Raw genomic sequence first — 24,291 nt, forward strand, 5'->3', positions numbered from 1 at the left:
TATCATTTTCTTAGATACGCCTCGGGTTTTCTTTTGTTTGACTCCTTATAAGAGACTTAATCTCTAAAGACAAACAGGTGAAAAATGAGACAAAACCAAAAACCGACTAAGCCCGTTTTGGCTTACAAAAAAGCAAGTCAATTAAAAAGATTCACCCTCATCGAACTCTTAGTTGTGGTCGCCATCATTGGTATTTTGGCGAGTCTTCTTTTGCCCAGTTTATCTAAGTCACGCGACAAAGCTCGACAAGCTGTTTGTCTTAGCCAACTCAAACAATTAAACTATGCCTTATATAATTATATTGATGATAATGATGGTAAATATCCACTTACATTTAAAAGTACTAATAGTAACATTGTAAGTTGGGATGACCTTATTTCTGGCTATGATGGTCGCGCCCCCCTTACATCAACGGAAATGAAACTTAACTTAAACTCTAATACGGATAACGCCCTCTATGTTTGCCCCGGGGATACTATTGAACGTAATAATGCTAGCTGGCCTAAAAAATCTTATGCAATGACGACATATATACCAGGTCATGCTACAGCTCTTGGAATTACGGCGTATAAAGCGAGTAACGGTGTGTTAAATTTTGATGATTTCGTGGCACGAAAAGTTAATGAAATAAGTAATCCCTCTCAAACCATTCTGCTCACAGAGTTTTTTTGGAGCGCAAACCGCATGGGAGCTCATTATGGGAATTATGTTGGCAATCAACAGGTAGGTTATTATTACACCCCAAACCCTGCCTTGCCGATTGCTCATAAAAATAAGTATAATTATTCAATGGTTGACGGTAGTGCCCAAGCCATGGTTCCCACACAAACATTGCTTGGTTTGTCCCCAACTACAACTATAGGAACCATGTGGGATGCTGGCAGATAAAGACCGCACTGTTAACTCGAGCCCAAATTATCAATAATTACAATTTCCACGAAGATTCAGTTCTTGTTGGCCCCTAAATTTATAAATAAAATCTCAACTAAAGTAAATATATGAAATCTACTCTTATACTCTCAAAATTTTTGCTCTTGCTACTTTTATTTTCTCTAAATACTTTTGCTAATTCCGCAGGAACAACAAGCCCTCAAAAAGGCCGTCATCAATGGTGGACACCACGCCATCAAGAAAAACTTGCCGAAGCCCAAAAAGGCGGAATCGATCTCGTGATGATTGGTGATTCCATCACTCATTTTTGGGAGAAGCAAAAAACTTATCCCAAAGTTTTTGCGCCCTATAAAGTCCTCAATCTAGGCTTTGGCGGAGATCGCACCCAAAATGTTCTGTGGCGAATTCAAAATGGCGAAATTGATGGCCTCTCACCCAAATTCGTGACCATTATGATTGGCACTAATAATATTAGCAGTAACCAAGTCGCAGATATTGCCTCGGGAATCAAAGCTATTGTTTCTGAACTTAAAAAGCGCCTTCCCGAAACTAAGGTCCTGCTCTTTTCTGTCTTTCCTCGTCATCACTCAAGGGGCAAAGGTGAAGATTATAAAGAAGTTCAAGCTTTAAATAAACTCATTCCTGCCATCGCTGATGATAAGCAAGTCTTTCACCATGACTTAACAGCAATTTTTCAGGAAGAGAATGGTGAACTGAAAACCGCGCTTTATGGTCGCGACCGTCTTCATTTGAGTAATGAAGGTTATGCAGCTTGGGGCAAGGCCCTCAATGCCATCTTAGCAAAATATGATTCTGCGAAGAGCGCAAAAAGCCCTAGCTCAGAAAAAAAACTGAATTCGCAGCAAGCTCCCATCATTCGCCTTTGGCCCATTGAACGAGTTGGTAGCGAAGAAAATCGTCTCAAATTAGTTTTCCGCGATCGTCGCGGACGCAAACAACTTTGTGGAGTAAAAGACCCCTACCTCACTGTCTATCCCGCTAAAACTGACAAGCCCGCAGTAGCTCTCATCTACAACCCTGGTGGTGCATATAAAGTCCTTGGTATCCCTACAAAAGAACATATTAAAGAGTGGAACGACTTGGGCATCACCGTATTTGTCCATAGGTATAGCATTCCCGACAAAGCTGACCAAGCCTTTCAAGACCTGCAAAGAACGCTTCGTCTCGTGCGCTTCAATGCCAAAAAGTGGAATATTGATCCCAATAATATTGGTGTCTTCGGGAATTCCGCTGGAGGCCACCTCTCCGCTCGCTTGACTCAGAATTACGATCAAAAAGTTTACGAAGATATTGATGAGGCCGATCAAGTTTCCTGCGAGCCAAACTTTGCCATCCTTCAATGCGCCGCCTACTTCCAAGGCATCAAAATGGATAAAGATTTTGATGCGGAAATGTTCCCCATGAAAAACAGTGTGGCTCCCACTTTCCTCACTTACTCCAAAGATGATAAATTCTGTATGGGCGGAGTGGAATATGACAAAAGACTAAAAGCTGCTGGTGGCGCAATTGAACTCAAGCTCTACGAAAAAGGCGGCCACGGCATGGGTGGCTGCGACTGGTTCTCCGAAGCAAAAAATTGGCTGAAAGAGCAGAAAATTATCGCAGACCAATAAGCTCTTAGCTCTTTTACTGCCTCTCAAGGTGGGCACACCTTGCAGGGGAGGGGACGGAGTCCCTACAATTCATCGAGAAAGGGAATGTGCTGCCGCACCGGACCGGCTGCCACCGGAGGCGGATAATTTAATATCTTTAGCTCATCTCTTTTACTGCCTCTCAAGGTGGGCACACCTTGCAGGGAAGGGGACGGAGTCCCTACAATTCATCGAGAACGGGAATGTGCTGCCACACCGGCCCGGCTGCCACCGGAGGCGGATAATTTAATATCTTCATCTCAGCACTTGACTCTCTCTCAAAGCTCTTAGCACTTTTACTGCCTCTCAAGGTGGGCACACCTTGCAGGGAAGGGGACGGAGTCCCTACAATTCATCAAAAACGGGAATTTGCTGCCGCACGGGCCCGCCTGCCACCGGAGGCGGATGAATCATCGTTCACTGAGTCATCACAAAAAAAATAAACTTTTTTTTCATTTTCTTAGATACGCTGATCATTTCACTTTGTTTGACTTCTATACAGTTGGCTAATTAATTAAGACAAGCAGGTGAAAAATGAGACAAAAAACAAATCCAGTGAAGTTTCAAAATACGTTCACAAAGAAAAGTAAATTACAACGATTCACTCTAATCGAGGTCTTAGTCGTCGTCGCCATCATTGGCATTCTCGCCTCTCTACTTCTCCCGTCACTCTCAAAAGCACGTGGGAATGCCCAGAGATCAGTCTGTGTCAATAATTTAAAAAATATATCTCAAGCATTACTCATGTATCCGGATGATAATGACGATTATTATACTCATGGAGACAGTCGTGGTGGTAACAATACCACATGGGATGACCTTTTAGGAGAAGGCGAATACGATGGTCGCAACATCACTACGGCTGTTGCACAAGCGGGTAGAATCGAAGACCCCGCCAATGGATCTAAAGTTTATTACTGCCCATCTTCTGGAATTGATTATTTTGACTCAAATGGGCGACCAATAAGAACCTACAGCGTCAACAGCAATCTGATGTGGCGTCAAGATTCCGTAACTCAAAGCGAAGTCGCAAACCACTCTAATACAATTATGGTTTTTGAACATGTTGGTGCCTGGGCTCAAGGCTGGAAAGCAGGCGCCCATTATAATTATTCTGGTGTCGGTGATTACCACTCTTACCATCAGAAAACAAGTTTTTTGGTGTTAGCTACGACAGATGGCAGTGTACGCAATCTCCATGAAGCCAGCACTTCAACTGCTGCTGCCGGCTCTGAAGACATGTGGGATTTAGACTAAACACCACTTATAGCAAAAGCATCCACTTTAAACGATTTCCTTCCGCTGATTAGAAGTGGAAGAACGATACCTCTATCTCAAATTATCATCATGCATCAAAAGGAATAAGCCCGTGAAACTCTTAAAAAGAAGTATCCATTACTTCATTTTTCTCTCTTTAACACTCCCTATCCTTGCCCAGGAAAGTTCTAATAAGCTTTGGTATAAACAAGCCGCACAAGGCTTTGAGCAATCCCTTCCCATAGGAAATGGCCGACTCGGTGCCATGGTCTTTGGCGATGTTGACGAAGAGCGCATTGTCATTAATGAGGAATCAGTTTGGTCGGGCTCAAAAGTTGAAAATAATATTCCCGTCGGCTACAAGCACCTGGCAAAAATCCGTCAGCTTCTTGGTGAAGAAAAATTCACTGAGGCCAACAAGCTCATGAAGCAGGCTTTTAAAGTTAAGAACGCACCCAAATATGCCAAAGGCATAAGCGCCTTTGGACGTTACCAAGTTTTGGGAAATATCCATCTCAAATTCCTTGGTAATAAAGCAAAAGTCAGTCAGTATAAGCGTGAGCTCGATTTAAATTCGGCGCTAGCTACAGTCAATTACCAAGCTGGTAAGCAACAATTCACTCGTGAACATTTTGTCTCGGCCCCCGACGAAGTCTTCGTTTCACGTTTTTCCGGCCCGATTTCATTCTCCATTTCCATGGATCGCCCCGAACGCTTTAAAACTAGCGTGGTCAATAAGCATGAGTTGTTGATGACGGGTGCCCTCAATGATGGCTTTGAAAAAGATGGACTCACTTATGTTGCCCGCTTACGTGTCATTGCGCCAAATGCCAAAATTAAAGCAGATGGCAATAAGCTCATTGTTGAATCACAAGAAGAAGTCATGCTACTCTTAGCCGCAGCTACCGATTACCGCGGTATTGCGGGTCGTCAACTCTCTGATCCTTTTAAAGCTACAAGTGAAGATCTCGACAAGGCCGAAAAGAAATCTTTCACTGAATTGCGCCAAGCGCAAAAAGCCGATCATGAAAAATACTATAGGCGCGTCAAACTAAATCTCGCAGAGAGTCACAATAGTGCGCTCCCTACAGATCAACGCTTAGCCGCTTACCGTAAAGGAAAAGCTGACCCTGCCCTAGCAGCGCTCTTTTTTAATGTGGGGCGCTACTTCCTCATCAGTTCTTCACGTCCGGGTGGCCTCCCCGCCAACCTCCAGGGAATTTGGGCCGAGGAGGTTCACACCATGTGGAACGGCGACTATCACTTCAATATCAATACACAAATGAATTACTGGCCGGCCTTGAGCTGCAACATGGTCGAAATGCAGGAGCCGATGAATAATTTCATTGCTTCCCTCGTTGAACCCGGTTCAAAAACGGCCAAGGCTTACTACGACTCACCCGGCTGGATCGCTCACCGCCTCACCAATATTTGGGGCTATACAGCACCTGCTGGCATGGACATCGGTGGCCCGGCTTGGCTTTGTGAACACCTTTGGGAGCAATATGCCTACACCCTTGATCGCGAGTTTTTAAAATCAGTCTATCCCATAATGAAGAGTTCAATTGACTTTTACTTGCATAATCTCTGGGAAGAACCCGAAAATAAATGGCTCGTAACTGGTCCTTCAGCCTCACCTGAAAATGGTTTTAAACTCCCCGGAAATAAACGGGGTGGATCCGGAATTTGTGCTGGTCCAACAATTGACATGCAACAACTGCGCGAACTCTTTGGCAATACTCTACGCGCCGCAAAAATCCTCGGTATTGATGCCGAACTGCAAAAAGAACTTGCAGAAAAACGTCCTCGTTTAGCGCCCAATCAAATTGCCCCCGATGGCGTCTTACAAGAATGGCTCAAGCCCTACGTGGAACGTGAACCCACTCACCGTCATGTCTCTCCACTTTACGGTCTCTACCCCTATTACGAAATCACGCCTGAAGGCACACCTGAAATGGCAGAGGCTTCTCGCAAGCTACTCGAACGTCGCGGTGTCGGCCAAAGCACGGGCTGGGCCAATGCCTGGAAAGTCAGTCTATGGGCGAGGCTTCACGATAGTAAAATGGCCTATACTTTTGTTCAGCAAATGCTCAATGATAACTGCTTTGATAATATGATGAGCCTCTTCAGACCTCTTAAAAATGGCAAAGGCAAAAAACTTTTCCAAATCGAAGCCAACTTCGGCCTCACTGCCGGCATCGCCGAAATGCTCATGCAGAGTCATCCGGATAGTCCAGCTGTGGATTCCCGCCCGCTTATACAAATCCTCCCTGCTCTACCAAAAGAATGGAGTACCGGCAGTGTTTCCGGACTTCTTGCACGGGGTGCTTTTGAAGTCGACCTAAAATGGCAAGAGGGGAAACTCGTAGAAGCCAGGGTTCGTTCGCTCAAGGGGCAAGCCGCTAAGATTCGTTATGGCTCAGTGACAAAAGATCTCAAACTCGCAGCAGGTGAAAGCAAAGTTTTCACACTAAGCGACTTTTAAGCTGAGACAAATCAAAAAAGAACCCTCACTTTACCGCCTCTCAAGATGGGCACACCATGCAGGGATGGGGCACGGCTGCCACCGGGGGCGGATAATTTAATCTCATCACTTTAACTGCCTCTCAAGGTGGGCACACCTTGCAGGGATGGGGACGGAGTCCCTACAATTCAGAGTGAAAGAGAATGTGCTGCCGCACAGGCCCGGCTGCCACCGGAGGCGGATAATTTAATATCTTCATCTCAGCACTTTACTGCCTCTCAAGGTGGGCACACCTTGCAGGGATGGGGACGGAGTCCCTACAATTCATCAAAAACGGGAATGTGCTGCCGCACGGGCCCGGCTGCCACCGGGGGCGGATAAAGTGATTAATGTTATACCCAACAAAAATCTACTCAATATGCGATGCCCGTATTAATCCCTCTAAACAAATAAAATTTAAACATCAGTTTTTACACTGAATTCGATACGAAGGTATTTTTGCCTTGTTTAATTCATTATAAGCAAAGTTTATCTGGAGAAAAAATGAAAAAAATATGCCTTATCTTGATCGTGGCTTTAGTCAGCTTTTCACAAACTCATCTTCATGCGCAAAAAGCTAAAAAAACGCCTTTCAATCATGCCTTTACTAATCCCGTGGATAAATCCGATTTACCCCGTGTACTTATTATTGGGGACTCAATTTCTATTGGCTATACCCCCCGCGTACGAGGTCTACTCGATGGCAAAGCCAATGTCCATCGGCCGACGACAAATTGTCGTTGGTCAGCTTTTGGTGACAAAGAAATTGAAAAATGGCTCGGCAAATCCAAATGGGATGTGATTCATTTTAATTTTGGTCTATGGGATTGGTATGGTTGGGCGCAAAAAGTCAAATCAACTCCTGAGTCTTATGCCGCCAGCCTCGATAGTATTATCGGTAAAATAAAAAAGAAGTCAAAGGCTAAGCTAGTATTTGCCATGACCACGCCACCCTGTATCGGACCCGAGGGCAAGGTAAAATTTGTTGTTAGCGAAGAACGTGCCAAGTCCTTCAATGACGCTGCACGAGCAGTGATGAAGAAACACGGAGTGCAAATCAATGATCTTTACCAGGTGATGGCTAAAGAGCGTGCAAAATATCAACGTGGTGAAAACAATGTTCATTATACTGATGAAGGTCGTGACCTGCTCGCTGCGCAAGTCGCAAAAATCATTAATCAGAATCTTACAAATAAATAAGCAAGTGAGGGACATGTGAAAATTAGAAAATCATTTATTAGTATCGCTCTAAGTCTTCTTAGCCTTAATAACTTTGCCGCTGAGACTAAAAAAATACTTAAGGGTGCAAAGCCCAATATCATCATGGTTTTAACTGATGATCAGGGCATGGGTGACTTATCCTGTATGGGTAACCCTATTTTGCGAACTCCGCATATTGATAAGATGTACGCCAAATCAACGCGCTTTACAGACTTTCAAGTGAGCTCAACTTGTACGCCTACACGTGCTGCCATCATGAGTGGTCGCTCCCCTTTCGAAGTTGGCATCAGTCACACCCTCATGCAGAGAGATCGCTTAGCTCCCGCGGTCATTACTTTTCCGCAAGCACTGCAGAAATCCGGTTACAAAACGGGTCTCTTTGGCAAGTGGCATTTAGGCGATGGGGAAGAGTACCGCCCTCAAAACCGTGGCTTTGATGAAGTCCTAATGCACGGCGCCGGTGGAATCGGTCAGTACAATTTTGGTGACTTCAAACCCAATGCGACTAATAAGTATTTTGACAATGTCTTACTTCACAATGATACAATTGTGCAAACCAAAGGCTTCTGCACTGACGTATTTTTTAAGGCCGCTTTAAGCTGGATTAAAAAGCAGCATGAAAATAATCAAACTTACTTTGCTTACATCTCTTTAAACGCTCCCCACGGGCCTCTCATTGCTCCCGAAAAATATAAAAAACGCTTTATCGACGAAGGCTATAATCAATCTGTCGCCGCTCGCTATGGCATGATCGAAAATATCGACGATAATTTCGGTCTAATGGTGGAGAAACTTAAGGAATGGAAAGCCTTAGATAATACACTTATCATTTTCATGACTGATAATGGCATGGCGATGAAATCAATTGGAAAAAAAGGCGTCAAAGGGAAATTCAATGCTTGGAACGCTGGCATGAAGGGGCACAAAGATAGTGCTTGGGAAGGCGGATCGCGCGTCCCTTCCTTTTGGTACTGGAAAGGTGTCTTAGGGGAAGGGGTAGATATTTCTGCCTTAAGCGCTCACATCGATTTATACCGTACTTTTTGTGAACTCGCTGGGACAAACATTCCTGAAAGTTCCTTAAGTCCTAGCGGTCGTTCATTAATCCCTTTACTTGAAAACCCAAATGCCAAGTGGGATGATAGAACTTTATTTTTTCACCGTGGTCGCTGGGGTGGTGGCGGAAGAGGCAAGAAAACTCGTGAGCTCGCCAAGTATTACGGCATGGCAGTGCGCAATTCGCGCTGGCGTTTGGTTAACATTATGGATGGCGATGGCCCCTGGTTGAGTGATATTGCCAATGACCCCGGAGAAACAAAGAATGTCATTGAGCAACATCCCGAAGTCGCCGAAAAAATGAAAGCTCAATTCGATCAATGGTGGGACTCGACTGAGAGCTTGCTCATCAACGAAGGCCTGCCTAGGCTCAAAGCCGAAGAGCATCACCTCCACATACTTTACAATAAACAGCTCAAAGAAAAAGGGATCCCGGAATGGGCTCCTGCTAAACTCTAAAAGGTACCTAATGAGAAAAACATTTACCCTCTTCATTATACTACTCAGTCTTTTCGCCAACCTAAATGCAAAAAGTAAAAAAAATCCTTGGCAGGACTACAAGCGCATTGATTTAAAAGTCGATGGTCGCGATGCTTTTATCATTCAGCCCAAAGAAAGTGCTCCCCATAAACCATGGGTTTGGCGAGCACGATTCCCAACTTATCACCCCGAAGTCGACCTCATTTTACTCTCCAAAGGCTTTCATGTCGCTTATATCAATACCGACGACATGTTAGGGAGCTCCTCCGCTCTTAAGCATTGGGATGCTTTTTACAATCACATGACAACAGAAAAAGGCCTTGCCAAAAAAGTCAGCTTAGAAGCCGTCAGTCGCGGTGGCCTCTTTGCCTATCGTTGGGCAGCTCAAAACCCAGAAAAAGTCGCGTCTATTTACGCCGAAGTTCCCGTCTGCGATTTCAAGAGCTGGCCCGGAGGTAAAGGCAAGGGTGTGGGCAATAGCAAAGCCTGGCAAAATGTTTCAAAGCAATACCAAATCACTGAAGAGCAAGCTCTACAATACAAACAAAATCCCATTGATGTACTTGCGCCCATCGCAAAAGAAAAGATCCCCCTACTCCACCTCATCAGCCTCAATGATCAAGTGGTTCCCTCTGAAGAAAACACATTTATACTCGCAGAACGTTACAAGAAACTTGGCGGAAGTATTGAAATCATTGAAGTCAAAAATGGCCCACGTGCAAAAGGTCATCACTTTGATCACCCCGATCCACAGCGCGTTGCTGATTTTATATTAAGGAACACAAATAAAGCTTCACAACTATCAACTATTAGCCCCATCCCTTCAAAACTCAAAAAGTTCATGCCCAAGCGCCATAATGCGAAACTGGCAGAAGCCAAAAATCGTCAGATTGATTTGGTGATGATTGGCGATTCCATCACCCACAATTGGGAATCGGAAAAGAATTACGAACAAACTTTTTCTGGGCTCAATATGCTCAACTTGGGTTTTGCGGGCGATCGTACCCAGAATGTACTTTGGCGCATTCAACATGGAGCATTGGATAATATTGAGCCCAAACTCGTCACCCTAATGATTGGCACCAATCACATGCACAATCCCAAAAAGGGTTATAGCCCCGATTCTAACGAAGATATTTTCACTGGTATTCAAGAAATCATCAAAGAAATTCGTACGCGCTTACCCAATTCAAAAATCATCGTTTTTTCCGTTTTTCCCCGGCGGGCACCAGAAAATGAACGCGTTAAAGCCCTCAATCAACTCATCCCTCAAATCGCTGATAATGAAATGATTTTCCATCGCGATATCAGTAAAATTTTTCTCGATTCAAAGGGCTCTATCAATAAAACCCTTTATTCACGCGATGGTTTGCACTTGAATAGCAAAGGCTATGACGGTTGGGCAAAAGCCTTAAAGCCAATCCTGACTGAATTCTCTGACAATTCTCAACCAAAGATTCAGCGTCCTAAGGTGAAAAAACTAGCAATCTAAATGACACAGGAGTAAAGTTCATCATATGTTTTTAAACTTCATAGGCACAAAAAATCGCATGAAAGAATCCAATAATACTCGTCACACACTTTTGCACAAATTGCAGCACTCTGAGGGTGATGAGTATTGGGAAGAGTTTGTCAATTCATACGAAGGCTACATCTATCTCGTTATTCGCAATATGGGCATTAATCCGAGTACTTGTGAAGACCTTTTGCAGGACGTCCTACTTAAGCTCTGGAAATCACTTTCCGATTTTAAATATGAAAGAGAAAAATGCCGTTTCCGTACTTGGCTATGCGTCATTATTCGCAACACAGTTTATAACTACGTTCAATCCAAAGCCGCGCGCAACAAGCAGCAGGATGTCAATTTTGAACAAGTTGCCGAATCCATCAAACTCATTACTCAACCTGAGATCGATAAGATCGCCGAAGTCGAATGGAAGAGTTTCCTCTCCAATAAAGCTTGGGAGAGTATTAAAGATGACTTTTCTCCCAAAGCCGTGCAGGTTTTTGAGGCCTCACTCGATGAAGATGATAATAAAGTCCTTTCCGAGAAGTTTGGTATTACCCCCAATGTCGTCCGCGTTTATAAATCTCGCATTCGCAATGTCTTGCTCAAAGAAATCACGCGCCTCAACTTTGAGTTAGGTGGATAAGTTCAAGCATGGCTGAAAAACGCAAAGAAGAAGGCTACAGCAAAAAGCTCGCTCACTTTTGTGACGAAGTTTCCAATTTCTCCGAAACTCCCATCATCGATAATATCAAGGACTGCTTCGAACGCTACAGCGAGCTCGACTTCCTCAATGAGGGGGGTGCTAAAGTCATCTATCGTTGCCTCGACAACTACACTGGTCGTGAAGTCGCCATGGCCAAACTCAAAGACAATTCAATCCCCACTCGAAAAGAACGCTTCCTGCAAGAAGCCCAGTTAACTTCCTCTCTGCAGCACCCCAATATTGTTCCCGTCTACGACCTCGGGCTTGAGGATGAACTTCCTTGGTTCACCATGAAATTTATTTCTGGGCGCTCGCTCTACGAAATCCTTGAAGAAGATAAGAAGAATCAACTTTCCCCCAACGATAAACTCAGTCGCAACCTCGATTACTTTCTCAAAGTTTGCGATGCGATCGCTTATGCGCACTCCAAAGGGGTCTTGCACTTGGACCTCAAGCCTGACAATATTCAGATCGGCAATTATGGTGACTTGGTTGTTTGTGATTGGGGTTTAGCCAATATTTTGGCTGAGAACTGCGATGAAAACATGTTGCAGTTTTACTCATTTAATCCCTTTGATAAAGAGTCTGTTACCATTGATGGCATGATAAAAGGTTCGCCAGGTTACATGGCACCCGAACAGGCTTCCTATAAAAAAGCAAAAAAGAGTGAGGCTACCGATATCTTTGCCCTCGGAGCCATTCTCTATACAATTTTGTGCTACGAAAAACCTTTCAAAGGGCCTGACCTTAATCAGGTCCTGTCCAATACTTGTGAAGGTCTTTACCCTACTGCCAGGAAACTAAACCCCGCAAGTCCTGAAGCTCTAGAAGCCATTTGCCGTAAAGCCATGGCAGTGAAGCCTGAGGATCGTTATAGCTCTGTACTCGAGCTACAAAAGGAAGTTCTCAGTTATCGCGAAGGTTTTGCGACTAACGCAGAAAATGCCGGAATAATCAAGCTATTAAACTTATGGATTAAGCGCAATAAAATCGTCAGTGCCCTCGGAGGCTTTTCCGCCCTACTCATCATTATTTTCACTGTTATCTACTTCGAGAAAATTAATCTCGAAAAAGAAAATGCTCGCCAACAAGCTGAGAACTCACTTCAGCTCGCAGAAAAAATGCGTCTTGAAAAAGATTATGCGATTAAGATTAACAAAAAGGCTGCTCCACGTTTTTTTGAGCGAGCTCAATTGGCTTATTCCACTTTTAATATCGATGACGCCGTTAACTTTTGCGGCAGTGCCGTTGAACTCAATCCTGAACTGACTGAGGCCTGGCACCTAAAAGCCGAGCTTCACTTCATCAAAGAGGAGTTTAACCAGGCCCTTGCAGCTCTAGTTCATACAAAGCAGAATAGCGCCTTGCTTAAAATCTGTGATGAGTTCCGCGAAGTTAAAAATGATGACTCCATAAAATTGGATCCCACTGACCGACTCATTTTAATTAAAAGACTTCGTGAATTGAAATTAAACCCTCTATCTATTCGCTACATTCACTACAAGGCCAATTCCACTATGGAACTTGATGAGCGCATTGACTTTGCCTATCAGACGACACTCATCATGAATAATCTCAAACGTATGAATTTCTCTTATAATAAGGAAACACGCCTATTAAGTCTCTCTAACAACAAGTCATTAAAAACCGCTCTTGCCTTTCAAAATTTCCCTGCAAAAAGCACCGATTTATCCCATAGCTCTATTAGTGATTTTACCTCAATCACTAGTCAAAAGCTGCATAGTTTAAACATAAGTTCTACAAGTATTTCAAGTTTAAGGCACCTTACTGGACATCTAAATTTACTGCGTGAACTCAAGCTTTCCGACACCGCTATTCGCAGTCTGCTCCCCATTAGAAATAGCCAAATTGAATCACTAGATATCAGCTGGACCGATATCAACACACTTCAACATTTGGATAGCTTAGCTAATCTAAAAAAAATCACTATTCATGCGGGCCAGTTTAAAAAGGGGGAGCTCAAGAAACTCCAATCCCTTTACGAAGTCACCATAAAAGAAAAAAAGAACTAAAAATTACCTTTTGTCGTTGCGATCACCGCAAACACCCTGTTTCACTCTGCAGAATCAATTAATAAACGAGAGCAACTATGAAACTCAATTTAAGAAAAGCTGTTCAAAATATCTTGCTTGCAGGACTCTTTTTGGCCCCTGCTTTTGCACTCATCGCAAAAGACAAAACAAAAATCCTCTTCATTGCTGGCGACACCAAACACCGCCACGGTATTCATGAATTTAAAGCAGGGTCAATGCTCTTAGCCGATGCTCTCAACAAGAGTGGCCTCAATATTGATGCCAAAGTTCAGTGGTATGGATGGCCGCAAGACGAAAGTATTTTTGAAGGTGTTGATGCCTGTGTCATTTACGCCGATGGCGGCGGAAACTTCGGAGAGAAATATGCCGTGCTTGACGAGAATGTTAAAAAAGGCATGGGCATCATGTTTATGCATTACGGAGTTCACCCCACAAAAGAAGTTGGCGAAAAATATTATAAGCCTTGGATTGGCGGTTATTATGACGACGCATTTTCCGTTAACCCTTCTTGGATTGCCGATCTTAAAATCAACAAAGACCACCCTGCTTCTAGAGGCTTAGACAAACCGGTAAAAGTTTACGACGAACTCTACTGGAATATGAACATGAAACACGACTGTGACGAATGTTCAAACATCGCCTCGGCCGTTCCTACAAAGAAAAACATGGTGCGCTACGGCAGCTCAAAATTTTGGAATAAAAGTGCTTATGATAAGTTGGGAACTGAGCAGCCCATCATTTACTGTCGCAATCCCAAAGACGGCTCTGCTCGCGGTGCTGGATTTGTGGGCGGTCACTACCATAATAACTGGGCCATCGATGACTATAGAAAACTCGTTCTCAACACAATTGCGTGGGTCGCAAAAGTAGATGTTCCAAAATCGGGTGTCCCTTCACAAAAAGTGACCAAAGCTATGCTCAATACCAATCTCAATCGCCCCGATGAGCCGACTCAAATTGAACTCCCCACTGCGGATCTACTTACACAAGCTCCCGGCAAAGTTCCCGAACTCGGAGCCGATGGTCGCGCCATTCAAAAAAAGCGTAAGCCTAAAAAGAAACCCACACCCAAAAAGCCTCAGGCTAATACAACTCAGCCTGCTAAAAAATCAGTGGCAAAAGCTCCTGTCGCGAAATCTCCGCAGGCTAAAAAACCCGTAACAAGCCAAAAAAAAACGGCTAAAAAACCCGTAAGAAAAGGTCCACCGACTCCCTCATGGCCTCCAACAGCTCCCGAAAAAGTTAATCTCAAGTACTTCTCCGTCCCTGACGAAAACCTCGAAACAACTGTATGGGCAAGTACGCCCCAACTCTATAATCCAACAAACATGGATATCGACCACAAGGGGCGCATCTGGGTTACTGAAGCCGTCAACTACCGCAAACAACGTGAACAACGCCGTAAAGAAGGTGATCGCATCGTCGTTCTCACCGACTCCAATGGCGATGGCAAAGCTGATAAGTCACAAGTTTTTGATCAAGACCCCAACCTCGCTGCACCGCTCGGCATTGCGGTTTTTGATAATAAGATCATCGTTTCTCAACCACCAGAACTGATTATTTATACTGACGTTGATCGCAACCTTAAATTCGATCCCAAAATCGATAAGAAACAAGCCCTACTCACGGGCTTTAACGGACGTCAGCACGACCACTCCTTGCACTCACTCACGGCCGGTCCCGATGGTAAGTTTTACTTCAATAGTGGTAACTGTGGCGCAATCTTTACGGATAAGACGGGTAAAACTTTCCGTATGAACACCAACTATCGCGGTGGTGCTCCAGAAGAATACTTTTATACTCCGACTCACGAACTCAAGGGTGCTAAAAGTGATGATGGTTTTGTGTGGTCATCTGGCTTTACTGTGCGTATGGACCCCGATGGTTCCAACGTCGAAATCGTTGGTCATGGTTACCGCAATTCCTATGAGCAAACACTCAGTTCATTTGGTGACATGTTCCAAAGTGATAACGACGATTACTCGAGCTGCCGTAATTCCTATGTCCTAGAGTATGGTTCTGCGGGTTACTATTCACTCGATGGTCAATACAAATGGCAGCCTGAGCGTCGTGCCGGTCAATCCGTTCCAAAAGCTCACTGGAGACAAGATAATCCCGGAACCTTTGATGCTGGCGATGTCTATGGTTCAGGTGGTCCCTCTGGTGTGGCCTTCTATGAAAATGGCGCGCTCGGCAAAAAATGGGAAGGCATGTACCTTTCATCAGCCACTTCCAGAAATACTGTTCTCGGCTACTTTCCAAAAGAAGCAGGCGCGACTTTTGAACTCAATCGCTTTAACTTTTTCACAACGAATAAGAATCCAAATCAGTCTGAGAGTGCAGAAGAAACGGAAAAACGCCTCTACTTCCGTCCATCTGATGTCTGCGTTGGTCCCGATGGCGCCCTCTATGTTGCCGATTGGTATGACCCAGGAACAGGCGGTCACAACTCAATTGATAATTCTTGCTCAGGCACCATTTACCGAATTGCTCCCAAAAACTTCAAGTCTGTCGTGCCAAAAATTGACCTCACTACGATTAAGGGTCAGATTGATGTCCTCAAAAATCCTTCCCCCAATGTGCGTTATCTCGGTTTTGAAGCTTTGAAAAAATCCGGTGGAAAATCTTCTGGCCAACTCATTCAACTTCTCGATCACCCCAATAAATTTGTCGCGGCGCGTGCCATTTGGCTTCTGCCTCACGCAGGTAAAAAAGGCATGGCAAAATGTCTCGAACTACTCGATAGCCCCAAGGCCAATCACCGTCTCATTGCCTACCGTGCTCTACGTCGCGCCAATGCAAATATGCTTCCCTTCGCAAAAAAGCTTTCACAAGATCCCAATACAGCTGTTCGTCGTGATGTGGCACTCTCCCTGCGTCATTATTCTGCCAAAGAGACTGCGCCTCTATTTATTGACCTCGTCAAAGCAATCAAAGGCTACGATAAAAACTATGTCGAAGCTATTGGCCTCGGTGCAGGAAATAAAGAGAATGAAGTTTGGCAAGCCCTCAAGAAGGAATTTGCTTCGAATGGTCCCCTTGCGTGGAATCAAGCCTTTGCTCGCATCACTTGGCGCTTAGGCCCCTCCGATGCGATCGAGGACCTACGCCTCCGTGCTTCGAGTGACTCACTCACAAAAGAGCAACGTCTCTTTGCAGTGGAGTCCCTGAGTTTCATCAAGGATAAAAAATCAGCTCTCGCCCTAGTGCAAATTGCCAAGACACAAAAAGAAATCAGTAAGGAAACCAGTGACTGGATTTTCAAACGCGCTACTTCTGATTGGGCTGACCTCGATATTGCAGCTGAAATCAAAAACATCTACGATCCCGAAGCGATCAAAGTTCAAGGTATCACCGTAGCTGCAGAGAAGACTCCCAGTAAACTCAAAGTTCCTGCAATCTCTCAACTTCAAGGCAATGCCGATCAGGGTAAAGGAAAGATCATGATCTGCACCATGTGCCACAATATCAATGGTGCAGGACCGCACTATGGTCCCCGCCTCGAAGGCTGGGCTCAAAAGCAATCAAAAGATGCCGTAATTCACGCCATTATTAATCCTTCTCAAGGTTTGGCGCACGGCTTCAAGGGTCATGAAATTATTCTGAAAGACGACACAGTCGTTCAAGGGATGCTCGAGAGTAAAGGCGATCCACTCATCGTCGTTTCCACGGGTGGACTCAGACAAATAATCCCCAAATCAAAAGTCAAAAAAATCATTCCCATGAAACGTTCACTCATGCTCTCGGCTGAACAGCTCGGCCTCAAAGAACAAGACGTCGCCGACATCGTCGAATACATGAAGCAATGGCAGTGAGTTAGAACGCGCTTCGCGCTTTTAGAACGCTGCGCTACAAGACCATGCTGCGCATTAAGACCGCTTCGCTGAAAGACCATGCTACGCATTGTAAGACCGCTTCGCTGTAAGACCGCTTCGCTGAAAGAATTGAAGAAAGTCATCAGTTGTCAGATCGCTTCGCTTTTAGTTATCAGATTAATAAATCTAGTGCGAAGGTACGGTATAGGGCTCTATGCCATGCCTTTGGCATTCTCCTTTAATCTTACATTTTACCCCCAAGGCTCACGCCATTGGGCTATTTTATAGCATGCCTGCGGCATTCATCATCAGTACCGAAGGTACGGCATAACTCAGCCTAGCACGTCAGTGCTAGTAAATAATAATGAATATAAATTCGAGTGCCGAAGGTACGGTATAGAGCCCTATACCGTACCTTTGGCATTCTCCTTTAATCTTACATTTTACCCCCAAGGCTCACGCCATTGGGCTATTTTATAGCATGCCTGCGGCATTCATCATCAGTACCGAAGGTACGGCATAACTCAGCCTAGCACGTCAGTGCTAGTAAATAATAATGAATATAAATTCGAGTGCCGAAGGTACGGTATAGGGCTCTATGCCATGCCTTTGGCATTCTCCTTTAATCTTACATTTTACCCCCAAGGCTCACGCCATTGGGCTATTTTATAGCATGCCTGCGGCATTCATCATCAGTACCGAAGGTACGGCATAACTCAGCCTAGCACGTCAGTGCTAGTAAATAATAATGAATATAAATTCGAGTGCCGAAGGTACGGCATAAAGAAAAGAAAATTCATCCACCGATAAACTCAGATTAACACATATAAATAACTTAAGGTTATAGCAAGTCTCTTACTTCTTACAGCGAAGCGATCTTACAGTGAGCTTGCGAACGATCTTTCAGCGCAGCGGTCTTAGAGCGTAGCGATCTGGCAACTTTCTTCTCCCACACGGTAAACCGTGGACTACATGCCCATTCTGATAGCTTTTGAAAACCCTGCAGGAAGGATTCCTGCGCTCCCAGCAAAAAACTCTGCGCCCCAGCGACTCTGCGTGATAAACCCTAGCTAAAACCTAAGCGTCAGCGCCTACTAAGCTCGAGGTGAGCGCTTCCTTGAATAAAAAAAAGTGGAATTATCCCCTTAATTTTGTATCAAAATTTATGTATCTGTTGTTGATTAAATCATACTTAAAACAACTGGACTTATAATGAAGAAATTACTTTTTCTTTTCTCTGCTTTATCATTAGGTGCAATCGCTAAAGATGCCCCCAAACCTAATATCGTTCACATCATGGTCGATGACCTCGGCTGGCAGGATATTGCTTCTCACAAACTCGATGGCAAACCCATTTACGAAACATCGCATATGGATCGTTTAACAAAGATTGGTCGTCACTTTACTCAAGCCTATTCTCCCGCGCCCACCTGCGCCCCTTCACGCGTTTCCTTTCTACGAGGCCAGTACCCCATTAATACAGGGACTTACCACGTTCAAGGTGGACGCCTCCCGCGCCCCTGGAGATCAAGCTCTCCCCTCATCCCACCCTATTATAATTATGGTTTAGCCGATTCGGAAACCACGATTGCTGACGTCCTCAAAGAGGCTGGGTATACTACGGGCCACGTAGGCAAATGGCATGCCGGCGGAAAATCAGCCGGCTACCCCTTCCCTACCGATCAAGGCTTTGATTTTGGCTTTACTGAAAAAAATGGCCGCCATAAATATTACAATGATGAGGAACTCTGGCTCTCGACTCCTGGCCACAAAAACCAATTCTTTGGTACTTGGGGAAAAATGAAACCCAGCCGTATATCTGGTTTTGCCACCAATCATCCAAGCGATCCCTATCAACTCGATGAAAAAGGTCAGCCTTTTGATAAGCCCCACGACCTCGCCATGGGTTTCATCAAAAAACACAAAGATAAACCCTTCTTTCTCAACTACTGCCCCTATTATGTTCACGGCCCCATACAGACTCGTAATAAAGCACTTTTCGATAAGTACCTCCAAAAAATGGGCTACGATTTCCCCACAGAAGAAGGCCCCATGGATCGAGGGAAACCCGGTCATACTAACCCCTATTACGCTAGCATGGTGGAGACTGTTGATTACATGATTGGTGACGTACTTTCCTACCTAGAAAAAACTGATGACCCCCGCAATCCTGGTCACAAATTGATCGATAATACTTACCTCATTGTCGATTCGGATAATGGTGGCGTCCTGCCCTACACAGATAACGCCCCACTTCAGGGAGGTAAGCAACGCAGCTTTGAAGGTGGTGTGCGCATTCCTTTTCTCATTATCGGTCCCAAAGTTCCTGCTGGAACAAGATGCGATACAATGATTAACGTGGTTGACCTCTTCCCCACTTTCATGAATATTGCTGGTCTCAAAGCCAGACCTGAACTCGACTTAGATGGCTGTGATATCCTAGAACACTTCCAAGGGAGCAATAAGCCAAGCTATTTTTCCGATGGTCGCAAACGCGAAAGCATGATTTGGTTCTTCCCCATGGATAGCCAAAGCTGCTCCGCCATGCGCAAAGGCCCTTGGAAACTCATCCGTGATTATGGTGTGAGTGGTGGTGGCCCATCAAAGCCTAGCACTAAGCTCTATCGCCTTTATAATGCCGATGGTTCTATTAATGATATCTCAGAGAAATATGATGTGGCCAAAGAAAACCCCGAAGTCTTCGCAGCGCTCAATCGAGAACTCGATGAATACCTAGAAAAGAATGGCGCCCGCATGCCTTACCGCAATTCCACAGTAAAAAACTTGAGTGATCAAGAACGTTCTCAAATCCCAAAAATCCTCTCACTCACGAGTCAAGGCGATCAAGTTGCGGTCCAATATGAAAAGGGCAAAAACAAAATCATTGCAGCTGAACTCTACTACACAATGAATCCAAAAGCGTTCGATAGCACGCGCGGACATCGCGAGGAATGGTTTGCGATTGCCGCAAAAATTGAAAAGGGCACAGTAACGGCTCTAGCACCTCCTGGAGCCACGCACATGGCCTTCGTTTTGCGTGATTCGCAAAACTTCATGATTAGCTCCGAAGAACTTCCCACTTATGGCCAAAAAGATGTGGGTCACACCGATTCCAGAATACTTAAAAATGCTTTTGCTTGGAAACCGGGTCTCATTGCGCTGATGAAACTCGGAGAAAAAGCTAAGCAATCGGCAATTAAAAAAGGACTCGAGAGAGCTCCCTTGGAACAAACACTTCAAAAGGCCCGTGTGGTTTGCTCTCAGAAAGAAATAGATCCAGAAGCCTATGCACAAAGCATCTTCCAATTGCGCAAAGCCATTCGCGAACTCAAAGGAACTGCCGAAGCCTCAAGCCCCTACATCAACCGCTTCCCAACTGACCCGCTTTTTTAATCTTTAATGCATTCACCATAGAAGGCAATTGTAAGTATTCAGTACCGAAGTTACGGCATATATCAGCCTAGTACGTCAGTGCTAGGCAAACAGATCAATATAAAATCGAGTGCCGAAGGTACGGCATAGGGCTCTATTCCATGCCGTTGGCATTCATTTTTGATCGTACATTTTATCTCACCAAGGCTCACGCCTTTGGGCTATTTATAAGGGTAGGGAAGACTCCTTGCGGAGTCTACCCTCCTTCCGAACCGTACGTGCGGTTCTCCCGCATACGGCTCTCCAGTCAGTGCTTACTCCGAAGAGACTGAAATTCCAGTTTCCAGGCTTCTTCCAGTGAAAAGAAGCCTAGATCTGTAAAGTAGGCTTTATTGTATTTACGAGTATCAATCATGCGATGAGAACCTTTCTTGCGATTATATTTGGCTATAATGCTGCGCAGTCTTCTGCGTGTAAATTCATCTATACCTCGCATTGCATACACAGTGGAGTGCTTGAAGTATTGATACCATCCGACAAGATTTGGCCGAAGGTAAGCAATTATGTCCTCTATTGAGTCCTTATTGCTTCTCCTCGTTTTCTTGCGTATGGCATCTTTGCATTTCTTCAGGCTCTGCTTCCTTGGCCAACGTTTAATGCGATGTGTATTTCGCGTTCTCTCGAAATGGTATCCGAGAAACTCGAAGTACTCGCACTTCTCTGTCATGTCGGCAATTCGCGTTTTTTCTGGATGAAGTTTCAGCCCATTGGCTTTCATCCACCTTCGCGTTTTGCGCAATGCCCTTTTGGCTGATTCTTTACTTTTACACATGATCAGGAAATCGTCTGCATAGCGCACTATCTCGAATCCAGCCTCGGTCATCTTGTGATCAAAGGGATCAAGATAGATATTTGCTAACAGAGGACTGATAATTCCTCCCTGCGGTGTACCTTCTTCAGGTTCCCAATGTTTGAGACCATCAAAGATATTGGCTTTGAGGAATTGTTCGATCAGATCAAGAATTTTACCATCAATGATCTTTTCCTTGACTCGACTCATGAGTTTCTCATGTGGTATAGTATCGAAGTAGCTTTGGATGTCGGCATCCATAACATAGAGATAGCCCTGCTTTAACAATTCATTCACTCGTCTAAGTGCATCCTTGCAACCCAGCTTTGGACGAAATCCAAAACTGTAGGGCGAGAAGTCGATATCGAATATCGGCTCTATCACATGTTTCAGAGCTGTTTGAACTACTCGATCACGCACTGTGGGTATTCCCAGAGGTCTGGTCTTTCGACCATCACCTTTTGGGATTTCCACTCGGCGCACTGCACTGGGATCATACCTTCCATCTTGCAGTTCTTCGAGAAGCTTAGCATTATTATACTCCAGCTCTGATTCGTAGCGCTCGATTGATACCATGTCCACTCCATGTTTGCCCTTATTTGAACACACTTTCTCCCAAGCCTCCATAATATTATTCTTACGCATCAGCTTATCTGATAAGCTGTACCACTTGCCTCTTTCAACTCCTCTATGAAGAGTTTTCAGCATCTGATCCGTCCAGACAGAAGGTGACGCCCACGCTTGTATTTCAACAAAGCGTTCATCTCGTCCTAATATTTGTTTAGCCATTTCTGACATTCTTATATTCCTTCTATTCTTTTCTTCTCAGTTTCACCTTCCTGCCCCCCTTTGCTCCAGTGACTTTCACCACCTTCATCGCTACTATGAGGGCTCTGACTCCTGCGTGGCGGATTAATCCGTACTGCCCACACAGGTCTCCCTACTTGATCCACAACACCTTCACACCATTCCGTCACCAAACACCTGTCAGCGTCTATACACCGCTTTTCTTTCCGCCTTTCTTCAGCGTGTACAACTTGAGCAGTTGGCTTACTTCGCCCTCAGGCTACGCAGCTCTTCCTCCCACTCTCTGGTCTTCGCCATGATATAGCAGGCTCGACACCCTGACCGGCCGAAACGCGTTCGTCATCCTACGGACTGATATTTCGTCTAGGCCCTACTACCCACCCCGTTTCACAACGACGCAGTTGACTTCGACTACAGGGCTGACGGTCAACCCTGACGAGGTCTTTCACCTCGCTGATGTTGTGTACGCATAGGCGTACTATACCATGCCTTCGGCATTAAGAAAGCAAAATAAATTCACCCATAGATGGACTCAGATTATCACAGATAAAACTGTTTTCTGACCACTTTTTAAAAAGCAGGCAGGATGCCTGCGCTCCTATAGTAGTCCAAGTAATTAAATAGGCCTTACTGAATGACTCGTCTTTTGAGATGCTCACCCTGGCTAATGAGACTTATAAAGTTAAGAAAATGTTCTAATAGCTGCTTATAATATTGGCCAAAAAGTGATAAAAAGGCTAATGCCTTGTCCAAGTTCATCACCATGAATATTAAAGCAATAAGTGTTTCAGACGACGCTTTAATTTTCGTGAAAATGCGATCGAGTTTATAGCGTCTTTTGGCTACACCAAAACAGCCTTCTACTTGATTTCTTATAGCTTCATCTTGGCGTTGTATATCCTTTTGTTCTTTACGTAATTTTTCATCTTTGGGAGGCCTTCCAAGACTGGGACCACTTATCCTTATCCCATGCTTTTTACAATGTGCTCGATTTTCTTTGTTTCGGTAGATTTTGTCCGCATGTGTTGATTCGGGATAATAACCGAATCGTTCTTTGTATTTTTCAATTTGTGAAATCAGTTCGGTCCCTTCATTATAAGAGTCAAAGCTAATCGTATCGGTAAAGGTCCAGCCATCGACCACACTGATAGATATTTTTGCTCCGAATTCCGTATGAGCTCCCGCCTTCCCCCGAACTATGGGACGGATATGTGGTTGATGAATACTTACGATGCGATCATCTACGCTTGTTACTTTGTTATCGTACATGTATTGCTGTTGTTGATAAAGTGTCCCGATCACCAGAAGTTCACGATATAAACTAGGCTTCAATAGAGTAAGATCGGCATACTTTTTGAGTTCATCTATACTGGCGAGGTTCCTCCTTACGCAATGGAGTTGTCTGTTAATCACCTCACGTCTTTTCTTTTTCGAAACACGTTTTTTTAGAACAATACTTAAAAAGCTTTTCCTGCCATCTTCACGATAAGTTCGAGGCTTAACTTTATCTTCTGTATTTGAGCGATGACACCAAAGGATATCGATTACTTCCTCAGTTTTTTCACGGGCTTTATTTAGCAACCCAAGGTCAGTTGGGTAGTGAATATCACCAGGAACACAACTGGCATCAACAATTAAAGAACCCTTATTTGATGGAGGATCATTGTCTGAATCATCATTAGAATCCTCTTCTTTTTTACGTGTCGCTGTATGCAGGAGTTCGTCAATGTCTTTAATGCCCTGAGCGCCAAAACGCTTTCGAAAATGAGTCATCATGCTCGAATCAAAAGGTGCTTCCTGTTTATATCTTTCAAAGCCCAAGAAATATTGAAGATAGGGATTTTCAGAAATCATTTCTACCGTTTCTTCATCAGTTAAACTTAGCTTTACTTGAATGATAAGGGAACCAAATGCAGTTCTTGCAGGAAGAGCTTTGGGCCCAGTATGACTGGTGAAATTTAGTGCATAAATTTCTTCGACATCTGTCCAAGGTATTATTGCCGCTAACTTGACCCAGCGATTATTGATATTGAGTGTACCATCTAGAAAATAAGGTAAATTGGCCATTTTGGGCTCTGAGCCCGTATTTTTATACATCTTATGCAAACCTAATGACTGTT

General features: G+C 44.4%; 14 protein-coding genes. 11 read left to right on the plus strand and 3 right to left on the minus strand.

Annotated elements, in window-relative coordinates; all coding sequences use genetic code 11:
• Positions 1–84: 84 nt before the first annotated feature.
• The 11 genes from LNTAR_RS24970 to LNTAR_RS02500 all read left to right on the plus strand — a co-directional run bounded on the left by LNTAR_RS24970 (position 85) and on the right by LNTAR_RS02500 (position 20,535).
• Positions 85–888 (plus strand): type II secretion system protein, encoded by an 804-nt coding sequence (locus LNTAR_RS24970; RefSeq protein ID WP_007277044.1) that lies wholly within the window; start codon positions 85–87, stop codon positions 886–888.
• Between the two features lie 110 nt (positions 889–998).
• Complete coding sequence (locus LNTAR_RS24975) at positions 999–2,525, plus strand: GDSL-type esterase/lipase family protein (protein ID WP_007277045.1); 1,527 nt, start codon at positions 999–1,001, stop codon at positions 2,523–2,525.
• Between the two features lie 552 nt (positions 2,526–3,077).
• Positions 3,078–3,800, plus strand: coding sequence for a type II secretion system protein (locus LNTAR_RS02460; RefSeq protein ID WP_007277046.1), 723 nt, complete (start codon positions 3,078–3,080; stop codon positions 3,798–3,800).
• Between the two features lie 112 nt (positions 3,801–3,912).
• Positions 3,913–6,285 carry a glycoside hydrolase family 95 protein gene (locus LNTAR_RS02465; RefSeq protein ID WP_007277047.1) on the plus strand — a complete coding sequence of 791 codons (2,373 nt, stop codon included), beginning with the start codon at positions 3,913–3,915 and terminating at the stop codon, positions 6,283–6,285.
• A gap of 522 nt (positions 6,286–6,807) precedes the next feature.
• A complete protein-coding gene (locus LNTAR_RS02470) occupies positions 6,808–7,503 on the plus strand; it encodes an SGNH/GDSL hydrolase family protein (protein WP_007277048.1) in 696 nt (231 codons plus the stop codon).
• 15 nt (positions 7,504–7,518) lie between these two features.
• Positions 7,519–9,039: an arylsulfatase gene (locus LNTAR_RS02475; protein ID WP_007277049.1), complete on the plus strand. Its 1,521-nt coding sequence runs from the start codon at positions 7,519–7,521 to the stop codon at positions 9,037–9,039.
• 10 nt (positions 9,040–9,049) lie between these two features.
• On the plus strand, positions 9,050–10,552 hold the full coding sequence (locus tag LNTAR_RS24980; RefSeq protein ID WP_007277050.1) for a GDSL-type esterase/lipase family protein: 1,503 nt from the start codon (positions 9,050–9,052) through the stop codon (positions 10,550–10,552).
• Positions 10,553–10,577: 25 nt separating this feature from the next.
• Complete coding sequence (locus LNTAR_RS02485) at positions 10,578–11,213, plus strand: RNA polymerase sigma factor (protein WP_007277051.1); 636 nt, start codon at positions 10,578–10,580, stop codon at positions 11,211–11,213.
• Positions 11,214–11,221: 8 nt separating this feature from the next.
• A complete protein-coding gene (locus tag LNTAR_RS02490; protein ID WP_007277052.1) occupies positions 11,222–13,306 on the plus strand; it encodes a serine/threonine-protein kinase in 2,085 nt (694 codons plus the stop codon).
• Positions 13,307–13,383: 77 nt separating this feature from the next.
• Entirely contained in the window at positions 13,384–17,142 is a 3,759-nt protein-coding gene (locus LNTAR_RS02495) for a PVC-type heme-binding CxxCH protein (protein ID WP_007277053.1), read from the plus strand.
• A gap of 1,212 nt (positions 17,143–18,354) precedes the next feature.
• Positions 18,355–20,535 (plus strand): sulfatase, encoded by a 2,181-nt coding sequence (locus LNTAR_RS02500; RefSeq protein ID WP_007277054.1) that lies wholly within the window; start codon positions 18,355–18,357, stop codon positions 20,533–20,535.
• Between the two features lie 286 nt (positions 20,536–20,821).
• Here the strand turns inward: LNTAR_RS02500 and ltrA are convergent, their stop codons facing one another.
• From ltrA to LNTAR_RS02510, 3 genes are all read right to left on the minus strand, one after another.
• Positions 20,822–22,162, minus strand: coding sequence for a group II intron reverse transcriptase/maturase (gene ltrA / locus LNTAR_RS02505; RefSeq protein ID WP_007277055.1), 1,341 nt, complete (start codon positions 22,160–22,162; stop codon positions 20,822–20,824).
• A 2-nt stretch (positions 22,163–22,164) separates the two neighbouring features.
• On the minus strand, positions 22,165–22,341 hold the full coding sequence (locus LNTAR_RS27040) for a hypothetical protein (RefSeq protein ID WP_007276686.1): 177 nt from the start codon (positions 22,339–22,341) through the stop codon (positions 22,165–22,167).
• A 457-nt stretch (positions 22,342–22,798) separates the two neighbouring features.
• Positions 22,799–24,268, minus strand: a complete 1,470-nt coding sequence (locus tag LNTAR_RS02510; protein ID WP_007277056.1) for an IS5-like element ISLar5 family transposase — start codon at positions 24,266–24,268, stop codon at positions 22,799–22,801.
• Positions 24,269–24,291: the final 23 nt, after the last annotated feature.

The sequence above is a fragment of the Lentisphaera araneosa HTCC2155 genome, from assembly GCF_000170755.1.
Taxonomy (GTDB): Bacteria; Verrucomicrobiota; Lentisphaeria; order Lentisphaerales; family Lentisphaeraceae; genus Lentisphaera; species Lentisphaera araneosa.

Excerpts from the sequence above, each read along its gene's own strand:
- LNTAR_RS24970 (WP_007277044.1), top strand. The coding sequence starts at position 85 with ATGAGACAAAACCAAAAACCGACTAAGCCCGTTTTGGCTTACAAAAAA.
- LNTAR_RS24975 (WP_007277045.1), top strand. The coding sequence starts at position 999 with ATGAAATCTACTCTTATACTCTCAAAATTTTTGCTCTTGCTACTTTTA.
- LNTAR_RS02460 (WP_007277046.1), top strand. The coding sequence starts at position 3,078 with ATGAGACAAAAAACAAATCCAGTGAAGTTTCAAAATACGTTCACAAAG.
- LNTAR_RS02470 (WP_007277048.1), top strand. The coding sequence starts at position 6,808 with ATGAAAAAAATATGCCTTATCTTGATCGTGGCTTTAGTCAGCTTTTCA.
- LNTAR_RS24980 (WP_007277050.1), top strand. The coding sequence starts at position 9,050 with ATGAGAAAAACATTTACCCTCTTCATTATACTACTCAGTCTTTTCGCC.
- LNTAR_RS02485 (WP_007277051.1), top strand. The coding sequence starts at position 10,578 with ATGTTTTTAAACTTCATAGGCACAAAAAATCGCATGAAAGAATCCAAT.
- LNTAR_RS02490 (WP_007277052.1), top strand. The coding sequence starts at position 11,222 with ATGGCTGAAAAACGCAAAGAAGAAGGCTACAGCAAAAAGCTCGCTCAC.
- LNTAR_RS02495 (WP_007277053.1), top strand. The coding sequence starts at position 13,384 with ATGAAACTCAATTTAAGAAAAGCTGTTCAAAATATCTTGCTTGCAGGA.
- LNTAR_RS02500 (WP_007277054.1), top strand. The coding sequence starts at position 18,355 with ATGAAGAAATTACTTTTTCTTTTCTCTGCTTTATCATTAGGTGCAATC.
- ltrA (WP_007277055.1), bottom strand. The coding sequence starts at position 22,162 with ATGTCAGAAATGGCTAAACAAATATTAGGACGAGATGAACGCTTTGTT.
- LNTAR_RS02510 (WP_007277056.1), bottom strand. The coding sequence starts at position 24,268 with ATGTATAAAAATACGGGCTCAGAGCCCAAAATGGCCAATTTACCTTAT.